Raw genomic sequence first — 23,360 nt, 5'->3', positions numbered from 1 at the left:
TTTCAATATTGATTAGGCCTGATTTCAGGGAATAAGTGAGAGGACTCTATGTATAAAGTGCTGGCGTTAGATCTCGATGGAACCGTGTTAAAGGATGATCACACGATTCATCCAGAGGTAAAAAAGGCAATTCAAGAAGCCAAAAAAAGTTGTCATGTCGTGATTGTTACAGGTCGACACCACACAGCTGCGCGACCTTACTACTACGAATTGGGGTTAGATACGCCAATCATCTGCTGTAACGGCACTTATGTTTATGACTATCAGACTGAAACGGTACTGGCTCAAAACGCCATAGAGAAAGATAAGGCGCTTACCTTCATCGATATGGCTGACGAGTTTCAACTCAAAATGGTCATGTACATCACACATGCGATGACGTACTCACAGTACAACCCATTTGCTTACATGCTGGCATTGGAAAGCTGGGCGGAAACCGCACCGGAGCAACACAGACCTCAAATATACCAAGTGGAATCATTCACTGAAGCGGCTCAGCAAGCTGAACACGTTTGGAAGTTTGTGGTGGAAGGCAGCCAAGACTCAGTCGACCGTTTGATGCAACACCCATGGATAGAAGAGAACTTCAACGGTGAACGTTCTTGGTCAAACCGAATTGATTTTGCTGCGAAAGGTAACAGTAAGGGCCTACGCCTTGCTGAATACATCGCAGACCTAGGTTATCAAGCCGCCGACGTCATAGCTGTCGGTGATAACCACAACGACATATCCATGCTCAAGTACGCCGGATTAGGCGTAGCGATGCTCAATGCTGATGACATCGTCAAATCACACGTTCAATGCGTGTGCTCAACAGATAACAACCATGATGGCTTAGCCCGTCTAATACGTGAAGAAATTAAAGGATAACAACATGACTAAACCAATGATTCAGATCGCCCTAGACCAAACAAACCTTCCTGCTGCCATTGAAGTGGCAAACAACGTTGAAAGCTTCGTTGATGTGATCGAAGTGGGCACTATTTTGGCGTTTGCAGAAGGGATGACGGCGGTTTCTACGCTTCGTAAAAATCACCCAGACCATATTCTTGTGTGCGACATGAAAACAACAGATGGTGGCGCGATTTTGGCTCGCATGGCATTCGAAGCCGGTGCTGATTGGATAACGGTGTCTGCGGCTGCACACATCGCAACCATTGGTGCATGTAAGAAAGTCGCTGACGAATTTAACGGTGAAATCCAAATCGAAATTTACGGAAATTGGACAATGGATGACGCTCAATCTTGGGTCGACTTAGGTGTTTCACAAGCGATTTACCACCGTTCTCGTGACGCTGAATTGGCCGGTGTGGGTTGGACAGAAGAAGATCTTGTGAAGATGCGTGCATTGTCTGAAATGGGCATCGAGCTTTCTATCACAGGTGGCATCGTGCCTGAAGACCTATACCTATTTGAAGGCATTAAAGCGAAAACCTTTATCGCAGGTCGCGCACTTGCGGGTGACAAAGGTAAAGAAACAGCAGAAGCACTAAAAGCTCAGATCAATCGCTACTGGAACTAGGAGGCGTTATGTATCAAAACTTGTTACGCCACCGTGTAGGGCTTTATGAAAAGGCCCTACCTAACGAACTCAGCTGGGAAGATAAGCTGGCAACAACCAAAGAACTCGGCTTTGATTTTCTTGAGATATCGGTAGATGAATCAGACGAGCGCCGCAGCCGCTTGGATTGGAATGACGAGGAAGTGTATGCCCTACGTTGTCTGTGTGAAAAGCATGGTGTACCACTGCAATCCATGTGTTTAAGCGCGCATCGTAAGTTCCCATTTGGTTCCGCAGATCCGGCGATTCGTGAACAAGCGGTTATCCATATGGAGAAGGCGATCTCTTTGGCTTACAAATTGGGTATTCGCACCATCCAACTGGCTGGCTATGACGTCTACTATGAGCCTGCTGATAAAGTCACTCACCAGAGGTTCATTGAAGGAATGAAGCTTTCGGCGCAGTTGGCTGAAAGAGCGGGTGTAATGCTTGCTGTGGAAATCATGGACACCGATTACCTGAACTCTTTGAGTAAGTTCGAAGTGCTGAGTCGCGAAGTTAATTCACCGTATTTCACGGCGTATCCGGATGTGGGCAATATATCTGGTTGGAATTACGACATAGTGACTGAGCTCAAACTGAGTAAGCCTCATATCACTCAGATCCACCTCAAAGACACTTATAAAGTGACTGACGAGTACAAAGGGCAATTCCGAGACTTAGTGATTGGTGATGGTGAAGTTGACTTCAATGCCATTTTTGAAACGTTGAAAGAGACTGAGTGCGTTGTGCCACTCGTGATCGAGATGTGGGCTCAAGATGAACGCTGGAAAGAGAATATTCTCACGGCACAAAAACGCTTGAATGAAGTGTGTGTTCAAACGGGTGTTCCGATGTTGTTTGACCACTAGCTCTACTTAGAATGCTTAACGAGTTTCTCTTTGCGTTCTCCATGCTCCTAACGAAAAGAGAAAATGCAGCATATTCCCCCCAATATGCTGCATTTTTATATCAATATGTCGCTCTGAACTTTTTAAGCAGAGGTTATGTCAATGTCGAAATAGTGGCTGCGTTTAAACAGCGATCGTCACATGATCACGACCCACTTCAGCCATCTGAATTAGGTAGTCCGTATGGTACTTCTTCTTGATGACGATTTGGCTACCGATTTCAGCAACAATCTTTACCACTTCTAACGCATCAGAAGGATGCAATGAAGAGTCTTTTGAAATTTCGATATTAACGCCTAAATTTGCCAATTTGATGATGTCGCTAGAGTGCATGGTCGTGTCCAAGGTTTTTGATTTTGGTGGACTATATCATCTTCAATTTATGCATCTCTAGTTCGTTTAAGCAAAAATGGGTGAGATGTGCTCAAAATATGATTTCAATAGTAAAACAACGGCTTTTATTGCATCACTTCGGTTAATTGTCGGATTGTTGAATAAGATCATATTAAGAAGATCATGAATAGGTTTTATCTAGTGCGATTAGTACTATGAGTCTCAAAACAGATGAGAGATTGACGATGCCAAAGTTAGATAAATATAAAGGAATTATTTTTGATCTCGATGGGACTCTGGTCAATTCTATGGTGGCACATGCTCATGCATGGCAACAAACTTGTGAGAAGTTCGGCATTCCCTACGACAAAGAATGGTTAGATCAACTTGGTGGAATGCCATCGAGAAAAGTCACACAAGAGATCTTAAAGCGTTACGACCTAACGCTGGATGCTCAGGAAATTACCTCGGATAAAATCGCCAACTTTGAAGCCATTGAGCACAAAGGTGATGTTATCCCAGAAACCTATGCGCTCTTGCAGCAACAGTATCAATTGAAAAAAATTGGAATTGGCACTGGTGCGCAGGCAAAGCATGCGAGGGCGATTCTCAAGACGACGGACATCCCGTCAATGATACGTGCAATAGTGACTTCGGATGACGTAGAAAATCATAAACCTAACCCAGATACTTTTCTGAAAGTCGCTAGGCAGTTAGAGCTTGATCCAACGGATTGTGTGGTATTTGAAGGTACGATCATTGGGCAATATGCTGCAACGGCTGCAGGTATGGATTGTTACATGGTCGAGGATGGGCGCATAACCCAGTTTGTTCCAGCGAGCTAAACAGAATTTAACGATACAAAAATAACTAGGAAAACAATGAAACAATATCTTATCGCACCTTCGATTCTTTCTGCTGATTTGGCTCGCCTTGGTGAGGACGTAGAACGTGTTCTCGCGGCTGGGGCTGATGTTATTCATTTTGATGTTATGGATAACCACTATGTACCCAACCTGACTTTTGGTGCGCCAGTATTAAAAGCACTACGAGATTATGGAATTACAGCGCCGATTGACGTGCATTTAATGGCGAAGCCTGTTGATCAACTGGTGCCTCAATTTGCAGAGGCGGGTGCGACGATGATTACGTTTCATGTAGAAGCCTCTGAGCATGTTGATCGTACTTTACAGTTAATCAAAGAGCACGGTTGCCAAGCCGGAGTGGTATTAAACCCTGCAACGCCATTGAGTCATCTTGATTACATCATGGATAAAGTCGACCTGATATTAGTGATGTCGGTGAACCCTGGCTTCGGCGGCCAATCTTTCATTCCAGCTACGCTTGATAAGCTACGTTCAATCCGATCACGCATTAATGAATCTGGGCGTGATATTCGCTTAGAAGTTGATGGCGGTGTGAAAGTTAACAACATAAAAGAGATTGCTGAAGCGGGTGCTGATATGTTTGTTGCTGGCTCGGCTATTTTTGATAGTGAAGATTACGGACAAGTTATCGATTCAATGCGATCGGAGTTGGCTCAATTGAATTAAGTTGTGTATCTATTGCTATACAAAGGCTCGAAGTGTTCTGTGTATCAGGCTTCGGGCTTTTTTTTGTATCTAATGGATGCTGATTAAATGAAAAATCACGTGGAGTAAACAGAGGTTTTGAGGCGTTGTTTGATTGGTGCGCCCTTCAGTTGGAGTTTAGATTTTGTGTAATAAAACTACAGTTATTATTGACTTTGGTCACATAACGGCGCAAAATTGACCTCAAATCACACAACGATGAGAACACAGTATGAACGCTACAGTAATCACAAATGAAAACAACGCATCACTAGCAAAACCTTCAGTAATGAATGAAGTTCTATTTTTTGCTAAGTCTACCGTTATCATGGGTGCAATTATCCTACTTGTTGCTTCTGCTTGGGTTTAATCTCTTAAATAAACCCGCGTTAAGTGTGATCAGTGGTGGTGATTAGCCACTCACTGACACAAATTAACACCAGAAGCATTACATCCATTCTCTATATTTTTTCACTTCTAGGCCAATCAGGCCGAATTTCTTCGCTATCGATTGCCCCTAAACTTCTTTACTTCTTCAAGCCAAGCGACGTATCTAAACCGATGGTTCAAATACGATGTTTTAAGCTCGACCAATACAAAACCACCATCAATAGATACGCAAGTGTTGGCGCAATATAACTCGTGCTCAGCGATATCCCATCAATCAAGCTCGCCTGTGCGAATGGCAAAATAACCCCTCCAATTGAACACATGATTAGAATCGCTGCCCCTTGTGAGCTTTGCTTGCCGGACGCATGTAGCGCTTGTGCGTAAATGATAGGGTAGAGGGCTGAATTACATAGCCCGATGAAAAGCATTAAATAGCCTATCCAAACATGATTTTGATACATCGCAATGGCACTAATCAAAGCTGCTATTACGCAAGACAGTGAGAATAGATAATGTTTGTTTACTGTGTTGCCGAACTTTGCGAATAGCACTCTGCCAACAAACATGAATACCCAATAAAGAGCGATGATCTGTGTTGCGGATACTAAACCAAGGCCGCCATATTGCTGCTCGGCAAGGTACGTAATAGTAAAGGTTCCAAAACTGACCTCGACACCTATGTACAGCAAGAGTACCAACGCTAACTTCATAAACTGCTGATTTTTAATTAGATGCGTTAATCCTCGCCAAAAGCCAGTCATCTGTTTTGGTTTGATATCTGGAAGCGTCATTTTGCTAAAAAATACCAGCAAGCCGAAAAAGAACAGAGCGATGAGCAAGAACAAATACGAAACTTGATGGGCGGTGTTGTCGACGTTAAAACTTGTCGCCACGAGGATCACTGCGGTAAGTACCAACGGGCCAAGCACAGTGCCAACCGAGTTTGATGCTGTCGCCACACTTTGACGTATAACGCTCTTATCAGGTGTCGAGAGTAGTGATACGTAAGGTGAACTCACAACTTGAATGGCCGATACTCCTGAGGCCATCAACAAGATACCAAGTAGGGTTGAAACCAGTTGTTCTCCTTGGACCAAATATGCCATGGCTAGGCAGCCGAAAAGGCACCACATCAAGCAGAACTTCAATGTACTTCTATATCCCACTTTCGCCATCACAAATGACGTTGGAAGCGACACCGTTATTCGCGTAATAAAAAAGGCCATGGGAAAGAGCATTGCCATTTTATAGTCGAGAGAGAAAGCTTCTTTGTAATAGGGAATTAGGGAGTTACTTGAAACGGTAATGAGCCCCCAGATAAAAAAGATCAAAGACAGTAAAACCAGTGGGGCATCTTTTAACGGGAATACTTTCATCGTGATTCCTTATCAATAGCGATAAAAAAAGCAGAAGATGATCTTCTGCTTTTCGATTGAGACTTTACGGTGTATTGCCTATTCAGCCGTTAATCACGTACAAAATTGATGTGATGAACATGAATGCTGTATTTCTCAATAATCACTTTGGTCGCATGCATACTTTTGATTCGTTGCTCAGAATCTAAAGCAGCAGCCATTGCTGACTCGTTTTCGTAACTGTGTTGCATCATAAGCAGCAGGTTTTTATGGCTGTCAGCTTCAATTGCTTCCGGCTTATTCAGCGTTACCCCTTGGTTATTCGGAAATGTGCGAATAATAGGAGCGATTTCGTTTTCCATGTATTGGTAGAAGTCTTGTTTTTGATCTTCAGTTAAATCAGCTTCGAAAAAAGCGGTGCGAAAAATTGTCATGGTCGTTTCCTTACAGTTCAAAGCCAGATTGGTTAGCGATAGATTTCAACGTTGCTTTTGCTTGTTTGATATCGTCTAACCAGTTGTCATTTTGAGCCCACATTTCAATCACTAATGGTGCGCTGTAATCAATTTCAGCGAGTGTTTTGAAAATAGCAGGGAAGTCGACTTGGCCTTCACCAATAACCAGATCTCGGAACTGACCTTTACAGGTTTCTGAAACTCGTAACGTGTCTTTAAGGTGAACTTGTACTAGGTGATCGCGGCTCAATTTTAGCTCGGTACACACGTCGTAGTTCCAACCAGAAATATTACCTACGTCTGGGTAAGCCATGAAGTAAGGTGATGGGATTTCACGCTTAAGTACTTCAAACTTGCTCAGAGAGTTAAGGTACGGTGTGTCCATGATCTCCACACCTAACATGATGCCTGCACGCTCCGCCATTTTGGTGGCTTGTTGCATGCCTTCAATAAAGCGAGCGTGAGTTTCAGCCGATTGCGGCTCGTAATACACGTCGTAGCCCGCCATTTGAATACAACGAATACCCAGTTTGTATGCTAATGAAATCGCCTTCTCCATGATGATCAGCGATTCCGTGCGAATAGCTTCGTCCATAGAGCCAAACGGGAATTTACGATGCGCGCTTAAACACATCGATTGGAAAGGCATTTGGTGCTTTTCACAAAGGCGACGAAGTTCGTAGATTTCTTCATCAGACCAATCCAAACGAGCGCGTCGCTCATCGGTTTCATCGACAGAAACTTCCACAAAGTCGAAGCCCGCTTCTTTCGCGTGAATCAGGCGCTCTTCCCAAGTAAGGGAAGTTGGCATCGCTTTTTCGTAAATACCTAATCTGAATTTGTTTTTAGAATCAAACATTCTTTTTCCTTAAAAGAGTTGTTGTTCTATACGCGTTGTAATGTCTTGAATTCTGCTAGCAATTTCTTCGTAGCCGAGTGCTTTCATTTTGGGCGTAAGCGACGAGACACTTACCGCGTATACAGGAGATTTGTTCTTGTCAAAAATAGGAACAGCAACACAAGATATACCCGCTTCGTTCTCTTCATCATCGAGCGCATAACCACGTGCTTTGATTTTATCGAGAACATCAAAAAACTGAGACTTATCGAGAATCGTATTCTCAGTTAACGGTTTCATAGTGCTGACATTGCGTTGCCAGTAGGTCTCTCGAACGCTCTCTGAGCTGAATGCGAGGTAACATTTACCTGCAGCAGAGCAGTACATTGGTGAATGTAGCCCTACGTAGGTTCGAGTTCTAAAGGCAGAGTTAACAGGTTCGAACTTGTCTTTAAAAATGATGTTGTCAGCATCAAAAGAGAGAAAGTTTACAGTTTCATTCACATCGTCGAGCAGTTCAGATAGATATGGCTTAACCGTGCCAGTGACATCAGAGTTGATAGCAGCATGTCCTAGCTGAACCAACTTCATTGTTAAGCGATATTCTTTACCTGAACACATTTGAGCAACATAACCAGAGGCTTCAAACGTCGCTAAAATACGGTGAACAGAAGACTTGTTGAAGCCTGTCCCTTCAGACACTTTTTGTAGAGAAACTCCATTCGGGTAGTTCCCAAGGAATTCCAATACGGTCAGTGCTTTAGACAACGATTTAATTTGCTCACTCATATATGTGCTACCAGTGTTTACCTATTTCAGTATGGAAGTTTTCTGCGATGTCACGGCCATTGCTACCGGCTAATGCACGACCAGCAATAAATGACTTTGCAGACAGATTCTTAAACAAATGCAGATCGTCTGGCACAATACCACCAGTTATGGATAGTTCAATTCCAATATCCGATAATTTCTGCATTTTTATCAAATCTTCTTCGGTCCAGCTCACACCTGCGAGCTCGGCATCACGTGAGCGGTGATAAATTGCTTGTTTAATACCCATGTCGACCCATGCTCTTGCGTCGTCTAGAGTCCAGTGTCCATAGAGCTCAATTTGTACTTCGCCACCAAATTCGTCAGTCACTTTTTTGGCTGAACGTATTGTTTCGATATGAGCCGCTGCACTCACGGTTACCCAGTTGGCCCCCGCTTCCATTGCTAGACGCGTTAAAATAGCGCTGGCATCGGTGATTTTCATATCACACACAATGATGTGGCTTGGGTATTTTTCTCGTAGGATTCTTACGCTATCTACGCCGTGGGCGAAGGCTAAAATCGTCCCGATTTCAATCACATCTAACTTATCTGCAACATGCTCTATTGAGGCTAATGCAGTGTCGATATCAGTGGCATCAAGTGCCATTTGTAATAAGGGCTTAGACATTCATTTCATCCTCAAATTGTTTGAACAACTGCACCAGTCTTTGATAGTGCTTATATTTTGTTTGGTATAGGTCGTAATGTTCAGGGTTTGGTTCAACACGTGATGCAGAATTGGTAATGGCTTGCGTGCATTCTTCTAGTGATGTGAATTCGCTTGCTCCCACCATCGCCATCATGGCTGCGCCTAATGAGCCAGTTTCATCAACGTCTGATATTTCAACCGTCATACCGGTTAGGTCAGCCAGCATTTGCATCCATACAGGACTAGACGCAGGGCCGCCGGTCACTTTCAATACGTTTGCTTTCGGAAAACGCTGGCGCATACGTTCAAGATGTATGTTGTGACAGAACAAAATACCTTCCCAAATCGCTTGAATCAGGTGACCTTTTGTATGGTGCGATTGCAGCCCGTAGAAGCCTGACTTCAAGCCGAGACCTTGGTTAGAACCGTAAAGAAATGGCACGAAATAGAGGCTGCTTGATGCCTTGTCTAATGCTTCAACTAATACTTGGTTTTGCTGGTGGTCGAGTTGACCATTGTCACCAAGGTAATCGGCGAACCATTCGTAATTGCCCGCAGAGGTAGGGCTCGCTTCATGAATGATGTATTCACCATCGACAGCGTAATGGCCATAGACAAAGTTGTGCGATTCTTGAGTTACTTGTTTTGAGATACCAGACGTGACCGCCCAAGTACCCATTACGTAATTCAGAGTGTCTTCAGAGGAGTTGATTCCAGAGCAGATCGCGGTTGATACCACATCAAACAACCCGCCAAATACAGGTGTTCCAAGTGCAAGACCTGTCTCTTTTGCGACTGCCGCGGTGATTTTCCCTGCTTGTTGCTGAGGTTTCACAACTGGAGGGAGCGCATCCCAAATTTCTTCGATACCAAATGTTTTTAGAAGGGCTTTGTCATACTCACCAGTGATCGAGTTGAAAAAGTTACTTTCTGAAATATTGGTCAGTTCCGCGGCCACTTCGCCCGTTAAACGATAGCGAAGATAGTCGTGAGACATCATCACGGCACCAATGTTGTTATAGCGCTCTGCATCGTTGTCTTTGATCCAACGAATGATAGAAACTGGGTGACCTGTCCAAAGAGTTTGCAGTGTGGTTGGGTAGATCTCTTGTGCTTTACCTTGTTCTAGCCACTCTTTAACAATGGGCAGCGAACGCGAGTCTGAAGACATAATGCCATGACCAAGATTTTGTCCCTTTTTATCAAGCAGGTAAACGCCTTTGCCTTGGGCAGAAATGCTTAAGCCTTTGATGTCTAATGGATCGACTTTTGTGGTATCTAGAAGCTGTGTAATGACGTCGACCGCGTTTCCCCATAAGGCATCAAGATCGCGTTCTACCCAGCCTTGCTTCTCGTTAATGACGCTCGCCGATACGCGAGCAAGGCCTTGTTGCTCACCTTTTGCGTTAAACAACGCGGCTTTCATAAAAGTGCCGCCAGAATCAATTCCAATGTAGTAATTCATTATTTGGCTTCCAGTAAATCGTTGTGAATCTTCACCACCAGTTTTCTTACCGGTTGGCTGTCATCATTTTCAATATTGGTGATGTGCACGATATTTGGCGTGAACAAATAAAATTGATTGCGTTTTGCATGGATGAAGCTCAGTTCAATTCCCGGATATTCGTAGAATTGAAGGTCACGTTCTTGGTTATAAGGCTGTGCGTTGCTGTGTTCGCCTGTATCTACTGCCCACGCCATCACTTCAGAACCTTCCAGAATGATCTGCAGGTCAGAATGGTATTTATGGACTTCAGGTTGGAAGTTACCTAGTGGTTCTTTGTCGTATTCCAACACAACAAACCATGCTTGTTTTGAATCAAAACCTGGCAGTTCATGGCGACCTAGAGCGAGTTGTTCTTTGTCGATGCTGTTCAAGTACTCAAGCACGTTTTGAATAACGACAGGATACGATTTACTGATTTGAGTAAGTTGAGTATTTCCGACTAACATAAAATTCTCTTATAAAATAAACGGCTATCAAGAAACGAGCAGGTTAGGTAAATAAGCGGTGTAAGAGTTCAGCGAGCCCTGTCTCATCATCGTTATTTTTTTGTGTGATCAGGTCAGCAGCACCCTTTACCGTATCGTCGGCATTCTGCATCGCAACACCGAGACCAACGACCTTAAGCATTGAGATATCGTTATGGTTGTCTCCTACGGCGATGCACTCATTTAAGCTGATACCTAGAGGTTCGATGTAGCGAGTCAACGCATTACCTTTGCTGTTTCCCGTAGCGGCGAAATCGACCCGGTCAATCCAAGACCGTTCGCCATTGAAGTTCTCTTTTACGAAAGGGATCTCGGCAAACGTGTTTACTTCGCCTTCCACAACAAATTTCCACACATAGTCAGAGCTTTGAGCCTCATGCTGGAAATCGTCGACCTTTTGAATATTGGGGCGTTGGTTTTCCGGAAAGGTTTGAGACCACGTCAACAACGCTTCCATGTATTCAATTGGACGAGCTCTTGAATAGAGCATGGCATCACGAACGTACATCACCATCTTTAAGTCATGTGCTTGAGAAAGCGTAATAAATTCGGCAGCGATGCTTTTGTCTATGGCGTTTTCTTGAATGACTGTATCGTTCTGATAATCAAAGATGTAAGTGCCGTTGCAACAAATTATTGGGGTCGATAAGCCAAGTTGGTCGTAATAAGGCTTTGCCGCGACATGGTGGCGCCCGGTAACGATAACGACATGAGTGTGCTGAGCGATCTGTTTGATCGTCTCGACTAACTCTTGGCTAATCGTGTGTTGCGAATTAAGAACGGTACCATCGAGATCGAGTGCCAATAGTTTGTGCTTAGATGACTGATGCGTAAACAGCTGATCCATGTGCGAAACCTTACTTCTGTCCGTAATATGAGTTCTTACCGTGTTTACGGTTGTAGTGCTTATCGAGCAGCTCAGGTTGAATCGCTACTTCTGGACTGATAGCGCGAGTGGCTGTTGCCATAGCTGCAATCTCTTCCATTACTACCGCGTTGTGCACTGCGTCTGAACCATCTTTGCCCCATGTGAATGGCGCATGGCCTGCGATGATCACGCCTGGCATTGCTTGTGGGTCGATGTCACGTTGGTTGAATTCTTCAATGATCACTAAGCCTGTATTTTTCTCGTACTCAGACTCAATTTCAGATTTAGTGAGTAATCGAGTACAAGGGACATCGCCGTAGAAGTAGTCGGCATGTGTGGTACCTAGTGCTGGAATATCTCGGCCTGCTTGTGCCCAAATAGTGGCGTTGCGAGAGTGCGTATGAACAATGCCACCAATGTTTGGGAAGGCTTTGTAAAGCTCAACGTGGGTTGCTGTGTCACTTGAAGGGTTTAATTTGCCTTCAATACGGTTGCCTTCTAAATCCAGTACCACAATGTCGTCTGCCGTCATTACATCGTATTCCACACCAGATGGTTTGATGGCAATAACGCCGCGGTCGCGGTCGATCTCAGAGACATTGCCCCATGTGAAAGTAACTAAGCCATATTTAGGCAGCTGTAAGTTTGCTGCGAACACTCGTTCTTTTAATTCTTGATACGCGTTTGGTTCTTGAGACATGGTATTTGCCTATATTGTATTGAGGTGGAGTACGAGTTGATTGCCTAGCTAAGTTCTTAGCTAGGCAATCGCACTCAATCGCGTTACTTAGCGGCTAGCTTGATCTTGTTGATCATGACATCGCCATTTTTCTCGATGTAAGCGCTCCATACCGGCTGAATCGCCTGTTGGAAAGCCGCACCATCAACATCACGGTTTACTTGCATACCGTTTGCTTCTAGTTGAGCAATCATCTTGTCTTCTTTCTGGATGCTTAGCTCACGCTGCATTGCCACGGCTTCAGCGGAAACCTCTTCGATGATTTTTTGTTCTTCTTCAGTTAGCTTGTCGAACTTACGTAGGTTCATAGTAAGAACCAGTGGTGAGTAAGCGTGCTGTGTAAGGCTTAGGTACTTTTGTACTTCATCAAACTTGAAAGACAGCGTTACAGAAATTGGGTGGTCTTGAGAGTCAACAACGCCTGTTTCAAGTGCAGTATAAAGTTCAGATACTGGAAGTTGCTGAGGGTTCGCTCCTAGCTCATTGAACATGTCATTCAGTGCTTTCGAGCCGTTAACACGCATCTGTAGGCCTTTGACATCTGAAGGTAGACGAATCGGTTTCTCGTTATTGGTCATGTTGCGGTAACCGTTTTCTGGGAAACCAAGACCTTTAAGACCGAATTTCTCGAAGTTCGCTAACACTTCTTTACCCGGTTCGCCGTCTAGTACTTTGTATGCTGTTTGACGATCTGGAAACATGAATGGCAGGGTGAATGCTGCTGATTCAGGCATTAGACCGTTGTAGTTGTTTAGGCCAACCATCGCTAAATCAACGATGCCAGCGCGTGAACCGTCGATCATCTGCTTATCACTGCCCAGTTGACCTTGTGGGTATACGTTTACTTTGATTTCGCCGTTTGAACGAGCTTCTACTTCTTTCTTAAAGAACAAAGATAGGTCTTGTTGCAAATCTGACTCTGGTGCAGCGTGCGCCAGTTTTAGAGTAGTTGTTGCAAGCGCGTTTGAGCTCAATGCAATCGTTGAAGCAAGTAACGTAAGTTTTAGTAGGGTTTTCATTATTATTTTCTCCGTCGAGGATTAACCAATGACAAACGACATTGGCACAGTGATAATGCTTGGGAAGATGACAAACAGTGTGAGCAGAGCCATGTACGCAGCGATGAATGGCAATACACCTTTCACAGCCGTAGACATAGGAACTCTAGCTACACCACACACTACGTTCAGTACGGTGCCTACAGGAGGCGTAATCAGACCAATTGAACAGTTAATAACGAACAATAGTCCGAAGTACGTTGGGTCAATCCCAGCCATCTTGATGACAGGCATTAATAGAGGTACAAGAATCAGAATTGTTGGGCTTAAGTCCATAACCATGCCAACACACAGCACAAGCAACATAATCACTGCCATGAGTAGACGAGGGCTATCCACTAGTGGACCTAACATTTCTGCGAGTTGTTGAGGAAGTTGAGCAACAGTAATTAGCCAAGCTGCAACCATTGCACAACCGACTAAGAACATTACCATTGCGGTCGAACGACCTGCGTTCAGTACGATGTGATAGAACTTCTTAATGGTGAGTTCTTTGTACACAAACGTAGAGATAAAGATTGCGTATGCCGCCGCAACGACTGCCGCTTCTGTTGGGGTGAAAATACCAAAGCGAATACCAACAATGATGATGACTGGCAGCATCAATGCCCAAACACCATCTTTCAGTGCTGCGCGCTTTTCTGCTTTTGTCGCTTTTTCTGAGGTCGCTAGATTTTCTTTACGAACCGTCCAACGCCAAACAAACATCAATGTCATACCCATCAACAGGCCTGGAACAATGCCGCCTAGGAATAGGTTTTTAATTGAGATACCGCCAGCAACACCAACCAAAATCAGAGGGATTGAAGGTGGAATAACAGGTGCGATGATACCGCCGGATGCCAATAGACCCATTGAAGGTGCTTCTGGGTATTTGGCTGCTTTCATCATTGGGTAAAGAATACTTACCAAGGCTGCGGCATCTGCTACCGCTGAGCCTGAAAGGCCTGCAAGTAATACCGAAGTCATGATGGCTACGTAACCCAAACCACCTTGGCGGTGACCGACATACGTAGTCGCTAGTCGAACAATACGCTGTGACAAACCTCCCGATGCCATTACTTCACCTGCAATAAGGAAGAATGGGATGGCCAGCAGAGTGAAGCTGTCGACACCATTAATTAAAGACTGCGCAAGAATGTCTGCACTAAAGAAGTCCATATGAAGCATCAACGCCATTGAAGACAACAACAGTGCAAATGCGACAGGAAGACCAAGTAAGATTGAGACAATCAATACCGATAAGAAAATGGCTAACGTCATTATTCTTTCTCCTCTTCTAAGCTATCTAGCTGCCAGTCTGGTTTGAAGATTCGCACAAAGGCAATCACACCCATTAACACGCCTGACACCACGCCAGCTAAGTAAAATAACGCTGAAGGAAGCCCTGTTAGTTGAGAAATATCTGACCAGTTAGACATCATTTGACGGTATGAACCGACGTAAAGCATGCCAACTGATATCAATACAATTACCCAACAAATACGTCTTAGTACGGGTACTGCTTTAGGGAATAGTCGTTCAGAAAATTCCGAAACCGCGAGGTGTTCACCTCGGCGCAGCACAACGGCTGCACCGAGCATGACAATCCATACAAGACCAAGGCGAGATAGTTCTACAGAGGGACGAAGACCAGAAGAAAAGCCGTAGCGTAAAACTACGTTTGTAAATACGAGAACAATCATACAAGTCAGAATGACCGCCATGATGACATCGATACTTTTCCAAATACTCTTAAATACACTTTGCATAAAGCTTTCCCTACCTTTGGCTAATTACAGAGATGTAATCTGTTCCCAAATTCCATCGTTGATTTCAATGCCGCCAGCTGCTTCGTGTTTCTTGATGAAGTTTTCAATTTCAGAACCAGCAATCATCACTGAGCCAGTTTCTGCTGGCTCTGATTCAAGTACGTAGTCACGAATGCGCTTCATCTCTTGTGCGTAAGTGCTTTCGTCCATTGTCTTGCTTAGGTCGATAGCGATAAGGAATTGAGATACACCAAACTCACCACCCATATCTTCAGTTAGTGCGGGTACTGAGTGGCCGCCAGTGATGGCTGTTAGCATCATGTCTAGTACGATTGCCATTGATGAACCTTTCCAAAAGCCCATTGGCAGCAGACGTTTGTTCTCCCAAAGTACATGTGGGTCTTTGGTTAGTTCACCGTTGTCATCAAAGCCACCCACGACAGGCAGTTCTTTGTCAGCAAGGACGAAATTTTGAAGTTGGCCGTAAGAGAATTGAGTCATTGAGCAATCAACAACAACAGGTGGATCGCCAGCTACTGCCATGATTAGAGGGTTCGAACCAACACGGTGATCTTTACCACCCCATGCTGGCATTACTGCGATTGAGTTTGTTGATGCAATCCCTGCGAAACCTTCACGAGCCATTTTTAATACGTAAGCTCCGCCGCGCATCCAGTGGTTCGAATTACGCATGCCTACCATACCAATGCCGTAGTCACGCGCTAATTCCATTGCTCGTTCTGCACAGATAAGACCGTTAAGAACACCAGGTCCGTAGTTGCAATCCCATTGCTCTAATGCACCCATGCTGTTAACGCATTCTGGTTCAGCATTTAATTTGATTTGGCCTTTGTCTACTTGGTCAATGAATACCGGAAAACGGTTGATGCCATGTGAGTAAGTGCCTTCGTTTGCCATTTCAACAAAACCCGCTGCAAGCTTGGTTGCCATCTCTGGTTTCATGTCTCGAGCTAATAGGATTCGTTCATATTCTTGTTGTAGTTTTTCTGTAGATACTAAAGGCATCAGTGCTCTCCGATAAGTTAAATTCCATAATGCGGAATGAATTATTGTTGTTATTCCGAAAATATTCTGTGAGCAAAGTTGCGAAATATTTCCTTATTAAGTTTTTCTCTAATAAGTGTTAAGCGGTTAAAAAACGGGAAAAAAAGATTCTATAATTCCGCAATGCGAAACAAAAAGCGTGTTCAGGATCTGGTTTCTAAGACTAAATCGAATGAAATTCGATAATTTCGCGGGAATAAATTTGTCAAATTATGGAATTCGAGCAAACAGTAACTTTACTGAATATAAAATAGTGGCGCTGAAATCTGAGGGAGTGGTCAAATTCAGAGAGCGAAATACGCACAGTTGAGCTGTCTTCTATATAGTGGTTTTGTTGTTTTGGAATTATTTCTTGGTAGATCTCGTTAAGTTTTGGAGCCAACTTCTATGAAAATTGTTATTGCACCAGACTCGTTTAAAGAATCTTTATCGGCGGTATCGGTGGCGGCGTGTATTGAAAAGGGCTTTCGTGAAATCTTCCCTGACGCTGACTATGTGACCTTGCCTTTAGCCGATGGCGGTGAAGGTACTGTCGATGTGTTGCTGCAAGGTTTAGTGGGGCAGAAGCGAACCCACCAAGTAGAAGGGCCACTGGGTGAACTTGTAAACGCAGAATGGGCAATGCTTGAACCGTCAGAGCGTAATCCTAACAAAACTGCACTGATTGAAATTGCTGCCGCATCTGGATTGGATTTACTAACGCCAGACCAGCGTGACCCTTTAGTTACTTCTTCTTTCGGTACTGGGCAACTGATATTAGAAGCGATAGAACAGGGTGCTCAAACCATCATCCTAGGATTAGGCGGCAGTGCGACCAACGATGGTGGAGCGGGTATTGTTCAAGCGTTAGGTGGGAGACTGTTAGATAATGCAGGGCAAGAGCTTAGCCGAGGTGGTGCTGCGTTAGCGGAGTTAGCATCTATTGACCTAACAGGTCTAGATTCACGCTGTGCGGATATCGAATTGATTGTCGCGTGTGATGTCGATAATCCGCTGTGTGGTGAAAATGGTGCGAGCCATATATTCGGCCCACAAAAAGGCGCAAGCCCAGAACAAGTTGTGAAGCTTGATAGTGCGCTTGCGAATTTTGCTCAAGTCGCTGAAGCGCAAGGTTGTGTTAGTGGCGATGAACCCGTACACAAGCGCACGGGTTATGGCGCGGCTGGTGGCACGCCGATGGGGCTAGGTTTGCTATTCAATATGCAGATTAAACCTGGTATTGAGATGGTGCTCGATGTTTTACAAGCCGATGAAGTGTTAAAGGGCGCAGATCTTGTGATTACCGGTGAAGGGCAAATGGACAACCAAACTCTGCAAGGAAAAACACCTTTTGGCATTGCTAAACGTGCGAGCTTGCAAGATATTCCGACTATAGGGATTGCCGGGTCATTAGGTACTGAAGTCGAAGCCTTATATGGTGAAATGAGCAGTTTGTTCGGGACGGTAAGATCGCCACAAACTTTAGAAAAAGTATTACAAGAGGCAGAGCTTAACTTAACGAGAACAGCAAGAAATATCGCTGCGACTTTACGGTTAGGTCACAAAATATCGCAAAATTAGTGAGTTATGATGAGAAAGGGAGAACCTTAGAACTAGTTCATGAAGTCATGTAAGTTTCTGATTATTATATTCTAAATATTATTATCAATATTGAATGATTATGATTTAGATCATTAATTCGATAGGTTTTATCCATGATAACGATAATTACAAACGATTATATTTTACTTTGAGTCGGGCTTATTCTATATCCTTAATTGCTGCGTGGTTTTGTGTGATGAATAACCACCATACAGAAGCGAAGGTGCAGCAAAGATGCTGTACCTAAATGGTAATAAGGAATTGATGATGAGTAAAAAACTAACTACAGCTGCGGGTTGTCCTGTTGCTCATAACCAGAATGTTCAAACTGCGGGCAAACGTGGCCCACAACTTCTTCAAGATGTTTGGTTTTTGGAGAAATTGGCTCACTTTGACCGCGAAGTGATTCCAGAGCGTCGTATGCACGCGAAAGGCTCAGGTGCTTATGGCACATTTACCGTTACACACGACATCACAAAGTACACCAAGGCAAAACTGTTCTCTGAAGTGGGTAAAAAAACCGACTTGTTTGCACGTTTTACGACAGTAGCGGGCGAGCGTGGCGCGGCTGATGCAGAGCGTGATATTCGTGGTTTTGCATTGAAGTTCTATACCGAAGAAGGTAACTGGGACATGGTGGGTAACAACACGCCCGTGTTCTTCTTACGTGACCCTCTTAAATTCCCAGATCTAAACCATGCGGTGAAACGCGACCCACGCACTAACATGCGCAGCGCGAAGAACAACTGGGACTTCTGGACCTCTCTACCTGAAGCGCTTCACCAAATCACCATCGTGATGAGTGATCGTGGTATCCCTGCGACTTACCGCCATATGCACGGTTTTGGTAGCCATACATTCAGCTTTATTAACGCAGATAACGAACGTTTCTGGGTTAAATTCCACTTCAAATCTCAGCAAGGTATTAAGAACTTGTCTGATGCAGAAGCGGCACAAGTGATCGGCGATGACCGCGAAAGTCACCAACGTGATCTGCTAGACAGCATCGATAACCAAGACTTCCCTAAATGGACACTGAAAGTACAAGTGATGCCAGAAGCGGATGCGGCGAAAGTACCATACAACCCATTCGATCTAACTAAGATCTGGCCACACGCAGATTATCCATTGATTGAAGTGGGTGAGTTTGAATTGAACCGTAACCCACAAAACTTCTTCGCTGAAGTTGAGCAGTCTGCATTCAACCCTGCAAACGTGGTACCGGGTATCAGTTTCTCACCAGACAAGATGCTACAAGGTCGCTTGTTTGCTTACGGTGATGCACAGCGCTACCGTTTAGGTGTTAACCATCAGCATATCCCAGTGAACGCACCTCGTTGCCCTGTACACAGCTATCACCGTGATGGCGCAATGCGTGTTGACGGTAACTTTGGTAGCACACTAGGTTATGAGCCAAACAACGAAGGCCAATGGGCAGAGCAGCCAGACTTTGCAGAACCAGCATTGAACTTGGATGGTGCAGCAGCGCACTGGGATCACCGCGAAGATGAAGATTACTTCTCACAACCGGGTGACCTATTCCGTCTGATGACACCAGAAAAGCAAGCGATTCTGTTTGATAACACAGCTCGTAACCTAGGCGGCGTACCTAAAGAGATTCAACTGCGTCACCTAAGACACTGTTACAAAGCCGACCCAGCATACGGTGAAGGCATTGGTAAACTGCTTGAAATCGATGTAAGCGAATTTAAGTCGTAATCAATAAGCTTGATTAGTTAAATGAAAGGCCGTTGAGTGAATTACTCAATGGCCTTTTTTGATCGCGCTGTGTAATAAGGGATATGTATTAGGAGTACCGTGTCAGTCACGTCAATTGCTTGAAATATCTCGTCTTTTCTATTGATAGCTTTTACCTATCGAATTGATAAATCTATCCCATTATCTTTATAAGATGGACGGGATTATTCTACGGCTATCAGTTTATAAAGTAATAGAGTTTGAGATGAGTAAAAGCGCATTAATCGTTGAAGGTGGGGCAATGAGAGGCATCTTCGCTGCCGGAGTTTTGGACGCCTTTATGCAAGACGATTTCCGTCCTTATGACTTTGCCATAGGTGTATCTGCGGGTGTGTCGAATCTGGTTGGTTACTTATCTCATGCACCAAAACGCAGTTATGATGTGATCACCACGATGGCTACGGATAAGACCTTCTTTAACCCTGCTCGTTTTGCTAAAGGTGGTAACTTAGTGGACGTTAAATGGTTATGGAACGAATCCAATCAGCGTTATCCGCTCGATTGTGGTGAGCTGTTTTCAAGTATCCCACTCATTGCTGCTGTCACAAATGTCGATACGGGCAGTGCAGACTACTATCATATCAAGTCAGAAAACCTTTCTAATGTGGTTGAAGCAACAACGGCTTTACCTATCGCTTACCGTGAAACTCCGTGCTTCTCTGGCGGTTGTTATACCGATGGTGGTGTCGCGGATTCGATTCCGGTTCGCGAAGCATACCGTCGTGGTGCACGCGATATTACGGTGATTCTTTCTCATCCTTTGAGTTACCGAATGAAGCCTCAAAAGCACCAATGGATGCTGAAAAAACTACTAAAGAAATTTCCAAATATTGCTGAGTCGATGGCGGTACGTGCTGAAAACTACAACCAATCTTTGGAGTTCATTCGTAATCCACCAAAAGATGCGACCATCAAGGTGATAGCGCCGCCAGAAGCCTTCGCAGTGAAGCGTTTAACTATGGATAAAAGCACTCTGAATGCAGGTTATGAGATGGGCGTAAAAGCTGGTGAAGAGCACCTTGCGATTCGAAAAGGCGTGTATGGTTTAGACACCGAAGATTGTCATTTCTGCGTCTAGGGACGGTTTTAGAGTACTGGATAAACGACAAAGCCACGCTGTTCACTTAAGAATAGCGTGGCTTTGTATTTGTAGAGTTAGTTTGTTTGTAACTCAGTCTGCTATTAACTCAATCAACGTTTAAACGAGTTCGTTGCCGCTGGTGTTGCCTGTGAAAAAGGCATCGACGCTGGTGAGTGTTGTATTGGCAATGTTGAACAGAGCATCTTTGGTTAAGAAGGCTTGGTGACCAGTGAACAGCACGTTATGACAAGCAGATAGACGACGGAATACATCATCGACAATCACATCGTTAGACTTGTCTTGGAAGAAAAGCTCTTTCTCGTTGTCGTAAACATCAAGGCCAAGTGCACCGATCTTGCTCTGTTTCAGCGCTTCAATTGCTGCGGTTGAATCCAGCAGTTCACCACGACTGGTGTTAACGATCATCACGCCATCTTTCATTTTCTCAAATGCAGTCGCATCTAACAGGTGGTAGTTCTCTTTACTCATAGGGCAGTGCAGAGAAATCACGTCAGACTCTTGATAAAGCTCATCCAGTTCAACGTATTTAGCACCTAGTTCAACGGCTAATGGGTTTGGATATGGGTCGTAGCATAGGATGTTCATGCCCAAACCTTTCAGAATGCGCATTGTTGCTAAGCCAATCTTACCTGAACCAATCACACCAACGGTTTTACCGTGGAAGTTAAAGCCTACCAAGCCTTCAAGGGAGAAGTTCGCATCACGAGTGCGTTGGTATGCTTTGTGTAGTTTTCGGTTCAAACACATCATCATGCCGACTGTGTGTTCTGCTACCGATTCTGGTGAATAAGCCGGAACGCGCACCACTTGCAGGCCAAACTCTTTGGCTGCGTCTAGGTCGACTTTATCAAAACCCGCACAGCGCATTGCAATCAGTTTGGTGCCGCCTTGTGCAAGAATTTCTAGCACGTCTCGCGATAGGTCGTCGTTTACAAATGCACACACCACTTCGTTGTCGTGTGCCATTTTCGCTGTGGTTGTAGTGAGGCGAAAATCATGGAAATGAAACTCAGCGTTGAGTTCGCCTTTTGCAAGGTTGAATGATTTTTCGTCGTATGATTTTGAGCTAAAAAAAGCAATGTTGAGCATGGCTTCCTCTCTTACCTAAAAAATGGAAACCCCAATTATGTTTATTTGATAAGGGGTTAAAACTAATAACTCTGTTCAGTGTGCTAGAGTTTTTTTCTCTTGTCTATCACCATTAGTCATTGTAATTACTATGGTTATTGGGTCCGTTATCTTCACTTATTGAACATTAAAAATCACATTACGAAGTAGCTTGCTTATAAGTTCATCAATATCGAATGGATCTTACTTTCGAGTGTTGAACATCTTCTTGGTTTCTTTTTCTGACCAGAAGTTAATGTTGAATTGTGCGTCGTCACTCAGTTCCACTCGATGCCAATATTGAGGTGGACTGGTGGCAAATTGTCCTGCTTCGATTGTGATAACATTTTCTGGTTCTGTCGCTTCTGCATCGGCAAAACCGTAGAAGGTGACGGTGCCTTCCATTACACAGATCTGGCCGAATACACCCTCAGCGGTATTGTGATGATTGAGAAGCGCAGTTGGTATGTTGTCCTTGGTAAAAAAGGGTGTGGAACGTTGAATTTTCCAGTGTGACGGAATACGTAAATGACTCATATAAAACCTCTTCTCTAACTGTTCTTTGAAATGGGTACTTCTATGTCGCAGATAAGCAATCTTTACCAGTAGTTCTCACTGCTGAATTGGCCGGGTTTTCTCCGTAAGTGCTTCTCGAAACCCAAGCTAGTTAGTGCTTCGCTCGTGTCACGAACCATTTGCGGATTGCCACAAAGGTAGAAAAAACTGCGGGTTTGATTGAAAGCGACAGACGCGGTTTGCTCAAGGTCGCCTCCAAGTAACAAGCTTGGGATTCGTCCGCGCAAAGTTCCGGTGACTGATTCTCTAGAAATAATTGGCACATATTTGAGTCTCCCCTGAAAGTGTTCAACGAGTTGATTGATTCGATCTTGATACGTGAGGTCTTGCTCTGTTCTTACAGCGTGAACCAACACAAGGTTGTTGAACGACGTTGTTTTGTTGAAAGCTACGTTGCCCTGTTGTTCTATCAACAGGCTTTCGAGCATTGAGATAAATGGGCCCACAGCGGTTCCGGTTGAAAGCATCCATAGATCGTCGGCGGCCTCTGGGATCTCATCCAATGTCATAAAGCCGCTTGGGTCTTTGCCGACAAAGATTTCATCGCCTGCCTTCAATTCATGAAGCTGAGGAGAGAGCTGACCGTTTTGATCCTTAATAATTAAAAACTCTAGATGCTGATGACCTTGCTCATGTTCCGGCGCATTCACCATGGAATAAGCACGTCTCACAAACTCATCCTCACTATTGAGTAAGCCGAGCTTAGTAAACTGACCCGCCTGATAAGGGGAGACAGGAGCACTGACTTGGAGTGAGAACAATTGATCTGTCCACTCTGTCTTGCGTAGGACTTTTCCGGTTACCAAACCATGAGGAATATCTGTCATATCATCACCTTTAAGAAGAGAAGTTATCTCATTAAGGATACTCAACTATTTACACTTTGGAGTTGCATGTAGCATGCCAAT

General features: G+C 44.3%; 26 protein-coding genes. 9 read left to right on the top strand and 17 right to left on the bottom strand.

Annotated features, from left to right (window positions below; translation table 11 throughout):
- Positions 1-48 precede the first annotated feature (48 nt).
- From OQJ75_RS10410 to OQJ75_RS10400, 3 genes are read left to right on the top strand one after another with little or no spacing between them, the layout of a single operon-like run.
- On the top strand, positions 49-870 hold the full coding sequence (locus OQJ75_RS10410; protein ID WP_265973049.1) for a pyridoxal phosphatase: 822 nt from the start codon (positions 49-51) through the stop codon (positions 868-870).
- Positions 871-874: 4 nt separating this feature from the next.
- Positions 875-1,522 (top strand): 3-keto-L-gulonate-6-phosphate decarboxylase UlaD, encoded by a 648-nt coding sequence (locus tag OQJ75_RS10405; RefSeq protein WP_265973050.1) that lies wholly within the window; start codon positions 875-877, stop codon positions 1,520-1,522.
- Between the two features lie 8 nt (positions 1,523-1,530).
- A complete protein-coding gene (locus OQJ75_RS10400) occupies positions 1,531-2,412 on the top strand; it encodes an L-ribulose-5-phosphate 3-epimerase (RefSeq protein WP_265973052.1) in 882 nt (293 codons plus the stop codon).
- Positions 2,413-2,574: 162 nt separating this feature from the next.
- Here OQJ75_RS10400 and OQJ75_RS10395 read toward each other — a convergent pair whose 3' ends face one another.
- Positions 2,575-2,784: a hypothetical protein gene (locus OQJ75_RS10395; RefSeq protein ID WP_009845895.1), complete on the bottom strand. Its 210-nt coding sequence runs from the start codon at positions 2,782-2,784 to the stop codon at positions 2,575-2,577.
- Positions 2,785-3,029: 245 nt separating this feature from the next.
- On the opposite strand from OQJ75_RS10395, the gene OQJ75_RS10390 reads away from it, so the two are divergent.
- The 3 genes from OQJ75_RS10390 (at position 3,030) to OQJ75_RS10380 (ending at position 4,725) form a co-directional block, all read left to right on the top strand.
- On the top strand, positions 3,030-3,629 hold the full coding sequence (locus OQJ75_RS10390) for an HAD family hydrolase (RefSeq protein WP_265973058.1): 600 nt from the start codon (positions 3,030-3,032) through the stop codon (positions 3,627-3,629).
- Between the two features lie 36 nt (positions 3,630-3,665).
- Positions 3,666-4,337: a ribulose-phosphate 3-epimerase gene (rpe, locus tag OQJ75_RS10385; RefSeq protein ID WP_017630164.1), complete on the top strand. Its 672-nt coding sequence runs from the start codon at positions 3,666-3,668 to the stop codon at positions 4,335-4,337.
- Positions 4,338-4,587: 250 nt separating this feature from the next.
- Positions 4,588-4,725, top strand: coding sequence for a hypothetical protein (locus OQJ75_RS10380; RefSeq protein ID WP_009845892.1), 138 nt, complete (start codon positions 4,588-4,590; stop codon positions 4,723-4,725).
- Positions 4,726-4,921: 196 nt separating this feature from the next.
- On the opposite strand, the gene OQJ75_RS10375 is transcribed toward OQJ75_RS10380, so the two are convergent.
- The 13 genes from OQJ75_RS10375 to yiaK form a co-directional block, all read right to left on the bottom strand.
- Positions 4,922-6,121, bottom strand: coding sequence for an MFS transporter (locus tag OQJ75_RS10375; RefSeq protein WP_265973060.1), 1,200 nt, complete (start codon positions 6,119-6,121; stop codon positions 4,922-4,924).
- An 89-nt stretch (positions 6,122-6,210) separates the two neighbouring features.
- Positions 6,211-6,534: a hypothetical protein gene (locus tag OQJ75_RS10370; protein ID WP_265973061.1), complete on the bottom strand. Its 324-nt coding sequence runs from the start codon at positions 6,532-6,534 to the stop codon at positions 6,211-6,213.
- Positions 6,535-6,544: 10 nt separating this feature from the next.
- Complete coding sequence (locus tag OQJ75_RS10365; protein ID WP_265973063.1) at positions 6,545-7,414, bottom strand: L-ribulose-5-phosphate 3-epimerase; 870 nt, start codon at positions 7,412-7,414, stop codon at positions 6,545-6,547.
- Between the two features lie 9 nt (positions 7,415-7,423).
- Entirely contained in the window at positions 7,424-8,182 is a 759-nt protein-coding gene (locus OQJ75_RS10360; RefSeq protein WP_017058872.1) for an IclR family transcriptional regulator, read from the bottom strand.
- 7 nt (positions 8,183-8,189) lie between these two features.
- Complete coding sequence (locus OQJ75_RS10355; protein WP_017630168.1) at positions 8,190-8,834, bottom strand: 3-keto-L-gulonate-6-phosphate decarboxylase UlaD; 645 nt, start codon at positions 8,832-8,834, stop codon at positions 8,190-8,192.
- A complete protein-coding gene (locus OQJ75_RS10350; RefSeq protein WP_265973064.1) occupies positions 8,827-10,320 on the bottom strand; it encodes an FGGY-family carbohydrate kinase in 1,494 nt (497 codons plus the stop codon). Before OQJ75_RS10350 ends, OQJ75_RS10355 begins: the two co-directional genes overlap by 8 nt.
- Positions 10,320-10,808 carry a YhcH/YjgK/YiaL family protein gene (locus OQJ75_RS10345; protein ID WP_186171828.1) on the bottom strand — a complete coding sequence of 163 codons (489 nt, stop codon included), beginning with the start codon at positions 10,806-10,808 and terminating at the stop codon, positions 10,320-10,322. The genes OQJ75_RS10350 and OQJ75_RS10345 overlap by 1 nt, the downstream gene beginning before the upstream one ends.
- 43 nt (positions 10,809-10,851) lie before the next feature.
- The gene (locus tag OQJ75_RS10340; RefSeq protein ID WP_265973067.1) at positions 10,852-11,694 is read right to left on the bottom strand and encodes a Cof-type HAD-IIB family hydrolase; all 843 of its coding nucleotides are present in this window, start codon (positions 11,692-11,694) and stop codon (positions 10,852-10,854) included.
- A gap of 10 nt (positions 11,695-11,704) precedes the next feature.
- Positions 11,705-12,415 (bottom strand): L-ribulose-5-phosphate 4-epimerase, encoded by a 711-nt coding sequence (locus OQJ75_RS10335; RefSeq protein WP_265973068.1) that lies wholly within the window; start codon positions 12,413-12,415, stop codon positions 11,705-11,707.
- Between the two features lie 83 nt (positions 12,416-12,498).
- Complete coding sequence (locus OQJ75_RS10330; protein WP_265973070.1) at positions 12,499-13,473, bottom strand: DctP family TRAP transporter solute-binding subunit; 975 nt, start codon at positions 13,471-13,473, stop codon at positions 12,499-12,501.
- Positions 13,474-13,494: 21 nt separating this feature from the next.
- Positions 13,495-14,775: a TRAP transporter large permease subunit gene (locus tag OQJ75_RS10325; RefSeq protein ID WP_017058865.1), complete on the bottom strand. Its 1,281-nt coding sequence runs from the start codon at positions 14,773-14,775 to the stop codon at positions 13,495-13,497.
- Entirely contained in the window at positions 14,775-15,263 is a 489-nt protein-coding gene (locus tag OQJ75_RS10320; RefSeq protein ID WP_017630172.1) for a TRAP transporter small permease, read from the bottom strand. Before OQJ75_RS10320 ends, OQJ75_RS10325 begins: the two co-directional genes overlap by 1 nt.
- 24 nt (positions 15,264-15,287) lie before the next feature.
- Positions 15,288-16,289, bottom strand: a complete 1,002-nt coding sequence (gene yiaK / locus OQJ75_RS10315) for a 3-dehydro-L-gulonate 2-dehydrogenase (protein WP_017630173.1) — start codon at positions 16,287-16,289, stop codon at positions 15,288-15,290.
- A 426-nt stretch (positions 16,290-16,715) separates the two neighbouring features.
- On the opposite strand from yiaK, the gene OQJ75_RS10310 reads away from it, so the two are divergent.
- The 3 genes from OQJ75_RS10310 (at position 16,716) to OQJ75_RS10300 (ending at position 20,745) form a co-directional block, all read left to right on the top strand.
- Complete coding sequence (locus tag OQJ75_RS10310) at positions 16,716-17,888, top strand: glycerate kinase (protein ID WP_265973071.1); 1,173 nt, start codon at positions 16,716-16,718, stop codon at positions 17,886-17,888.
- Positions 17,889-18,176: 288 nt separating this feature from the next.
- The gene (locus OQJ75_RS10305) at positions 18,177-19,628 is read left to right on the top strand and encodes a catalase (RefSeq protein WP_123309551.1); all 1,452 of its coding nucleotides are present in this window, start codon (positions 18,177-18,179) and stop codon (positions 19,626-19,628) included.
- A gap of 244 nt (positions 19,629-19,872) precedes the next feature.
- On the top strand, positions 19,873-20,745 hold the full coding sequence (locus OQJ75_RS10300; protein WP_265973072.1) for a patatin-like phospholipase family protein: 873 nt from the start codon (positions 19,873-19,875) through the stop codon (positions 20,743-20,745).
- Positions 20,746-20,865: 120 nt separating this feature from the next.
- Here OQJ75_RS10300 and OQJ75_RS10295 read toward each other — a convergent pair whose 3' ends face one another.
- The 3 genes from OQJ75_RS10295 to OQJ75_RS10285 all read right to left on the bottom strand — a co-directional run bounded on the left by OQJ75_RS10295 (position 20,866) and on the right by OQJ75_RS10285 (position 23,279).
- Positions 20,866-21,858: a 2-hydroxyacid dehydrogenase gene (locus OQJ75_RS10295; protein WP_265973074.1), complete on the bottom strand. Its 993-nt coding sequence runs from the start codon at positions 21,856-21,858 to the stop codon at positions 20,866-20,868.
- A gap of 222 nt (positions 21,859-22,080) precedes the next feature.
- Entirely contained in the window at positions 22,081-22,413 is a 333-nt protein-coding gene (locus tag OQJ75_RS10290) for a DUF1971 domain-containing protein (protein WP_265973075.1), read from the bottom strand.
- Between the two features lie 62 nt (positions 22,414-22,475).
- A complete protein-coding gene (locus OQJ75_RS10285; RefSeq protein ID WP_265973076.1) occupies positions 22,476-23,279 on the bottom strand; it encodes a ferredoxin--NADP reductase in 804 nt (267 codons plus the stop codon).
- Positions 23,280-23,360 lie beyond the last annotated feature (81 nt).

This window comes from Vibrio sp. 14G-20, from assembly GCF_026241515.1.
Lineage (GTDB): Bacteria > Pseudomonadota > Gammaproteobacteria > Enterobacterales > Vibrionaceae > Vibrio.
Note: the sequence above shows the minus strand (reverse complement) of the source record. Positions and strands in the feature narration are given on the sequence as shown.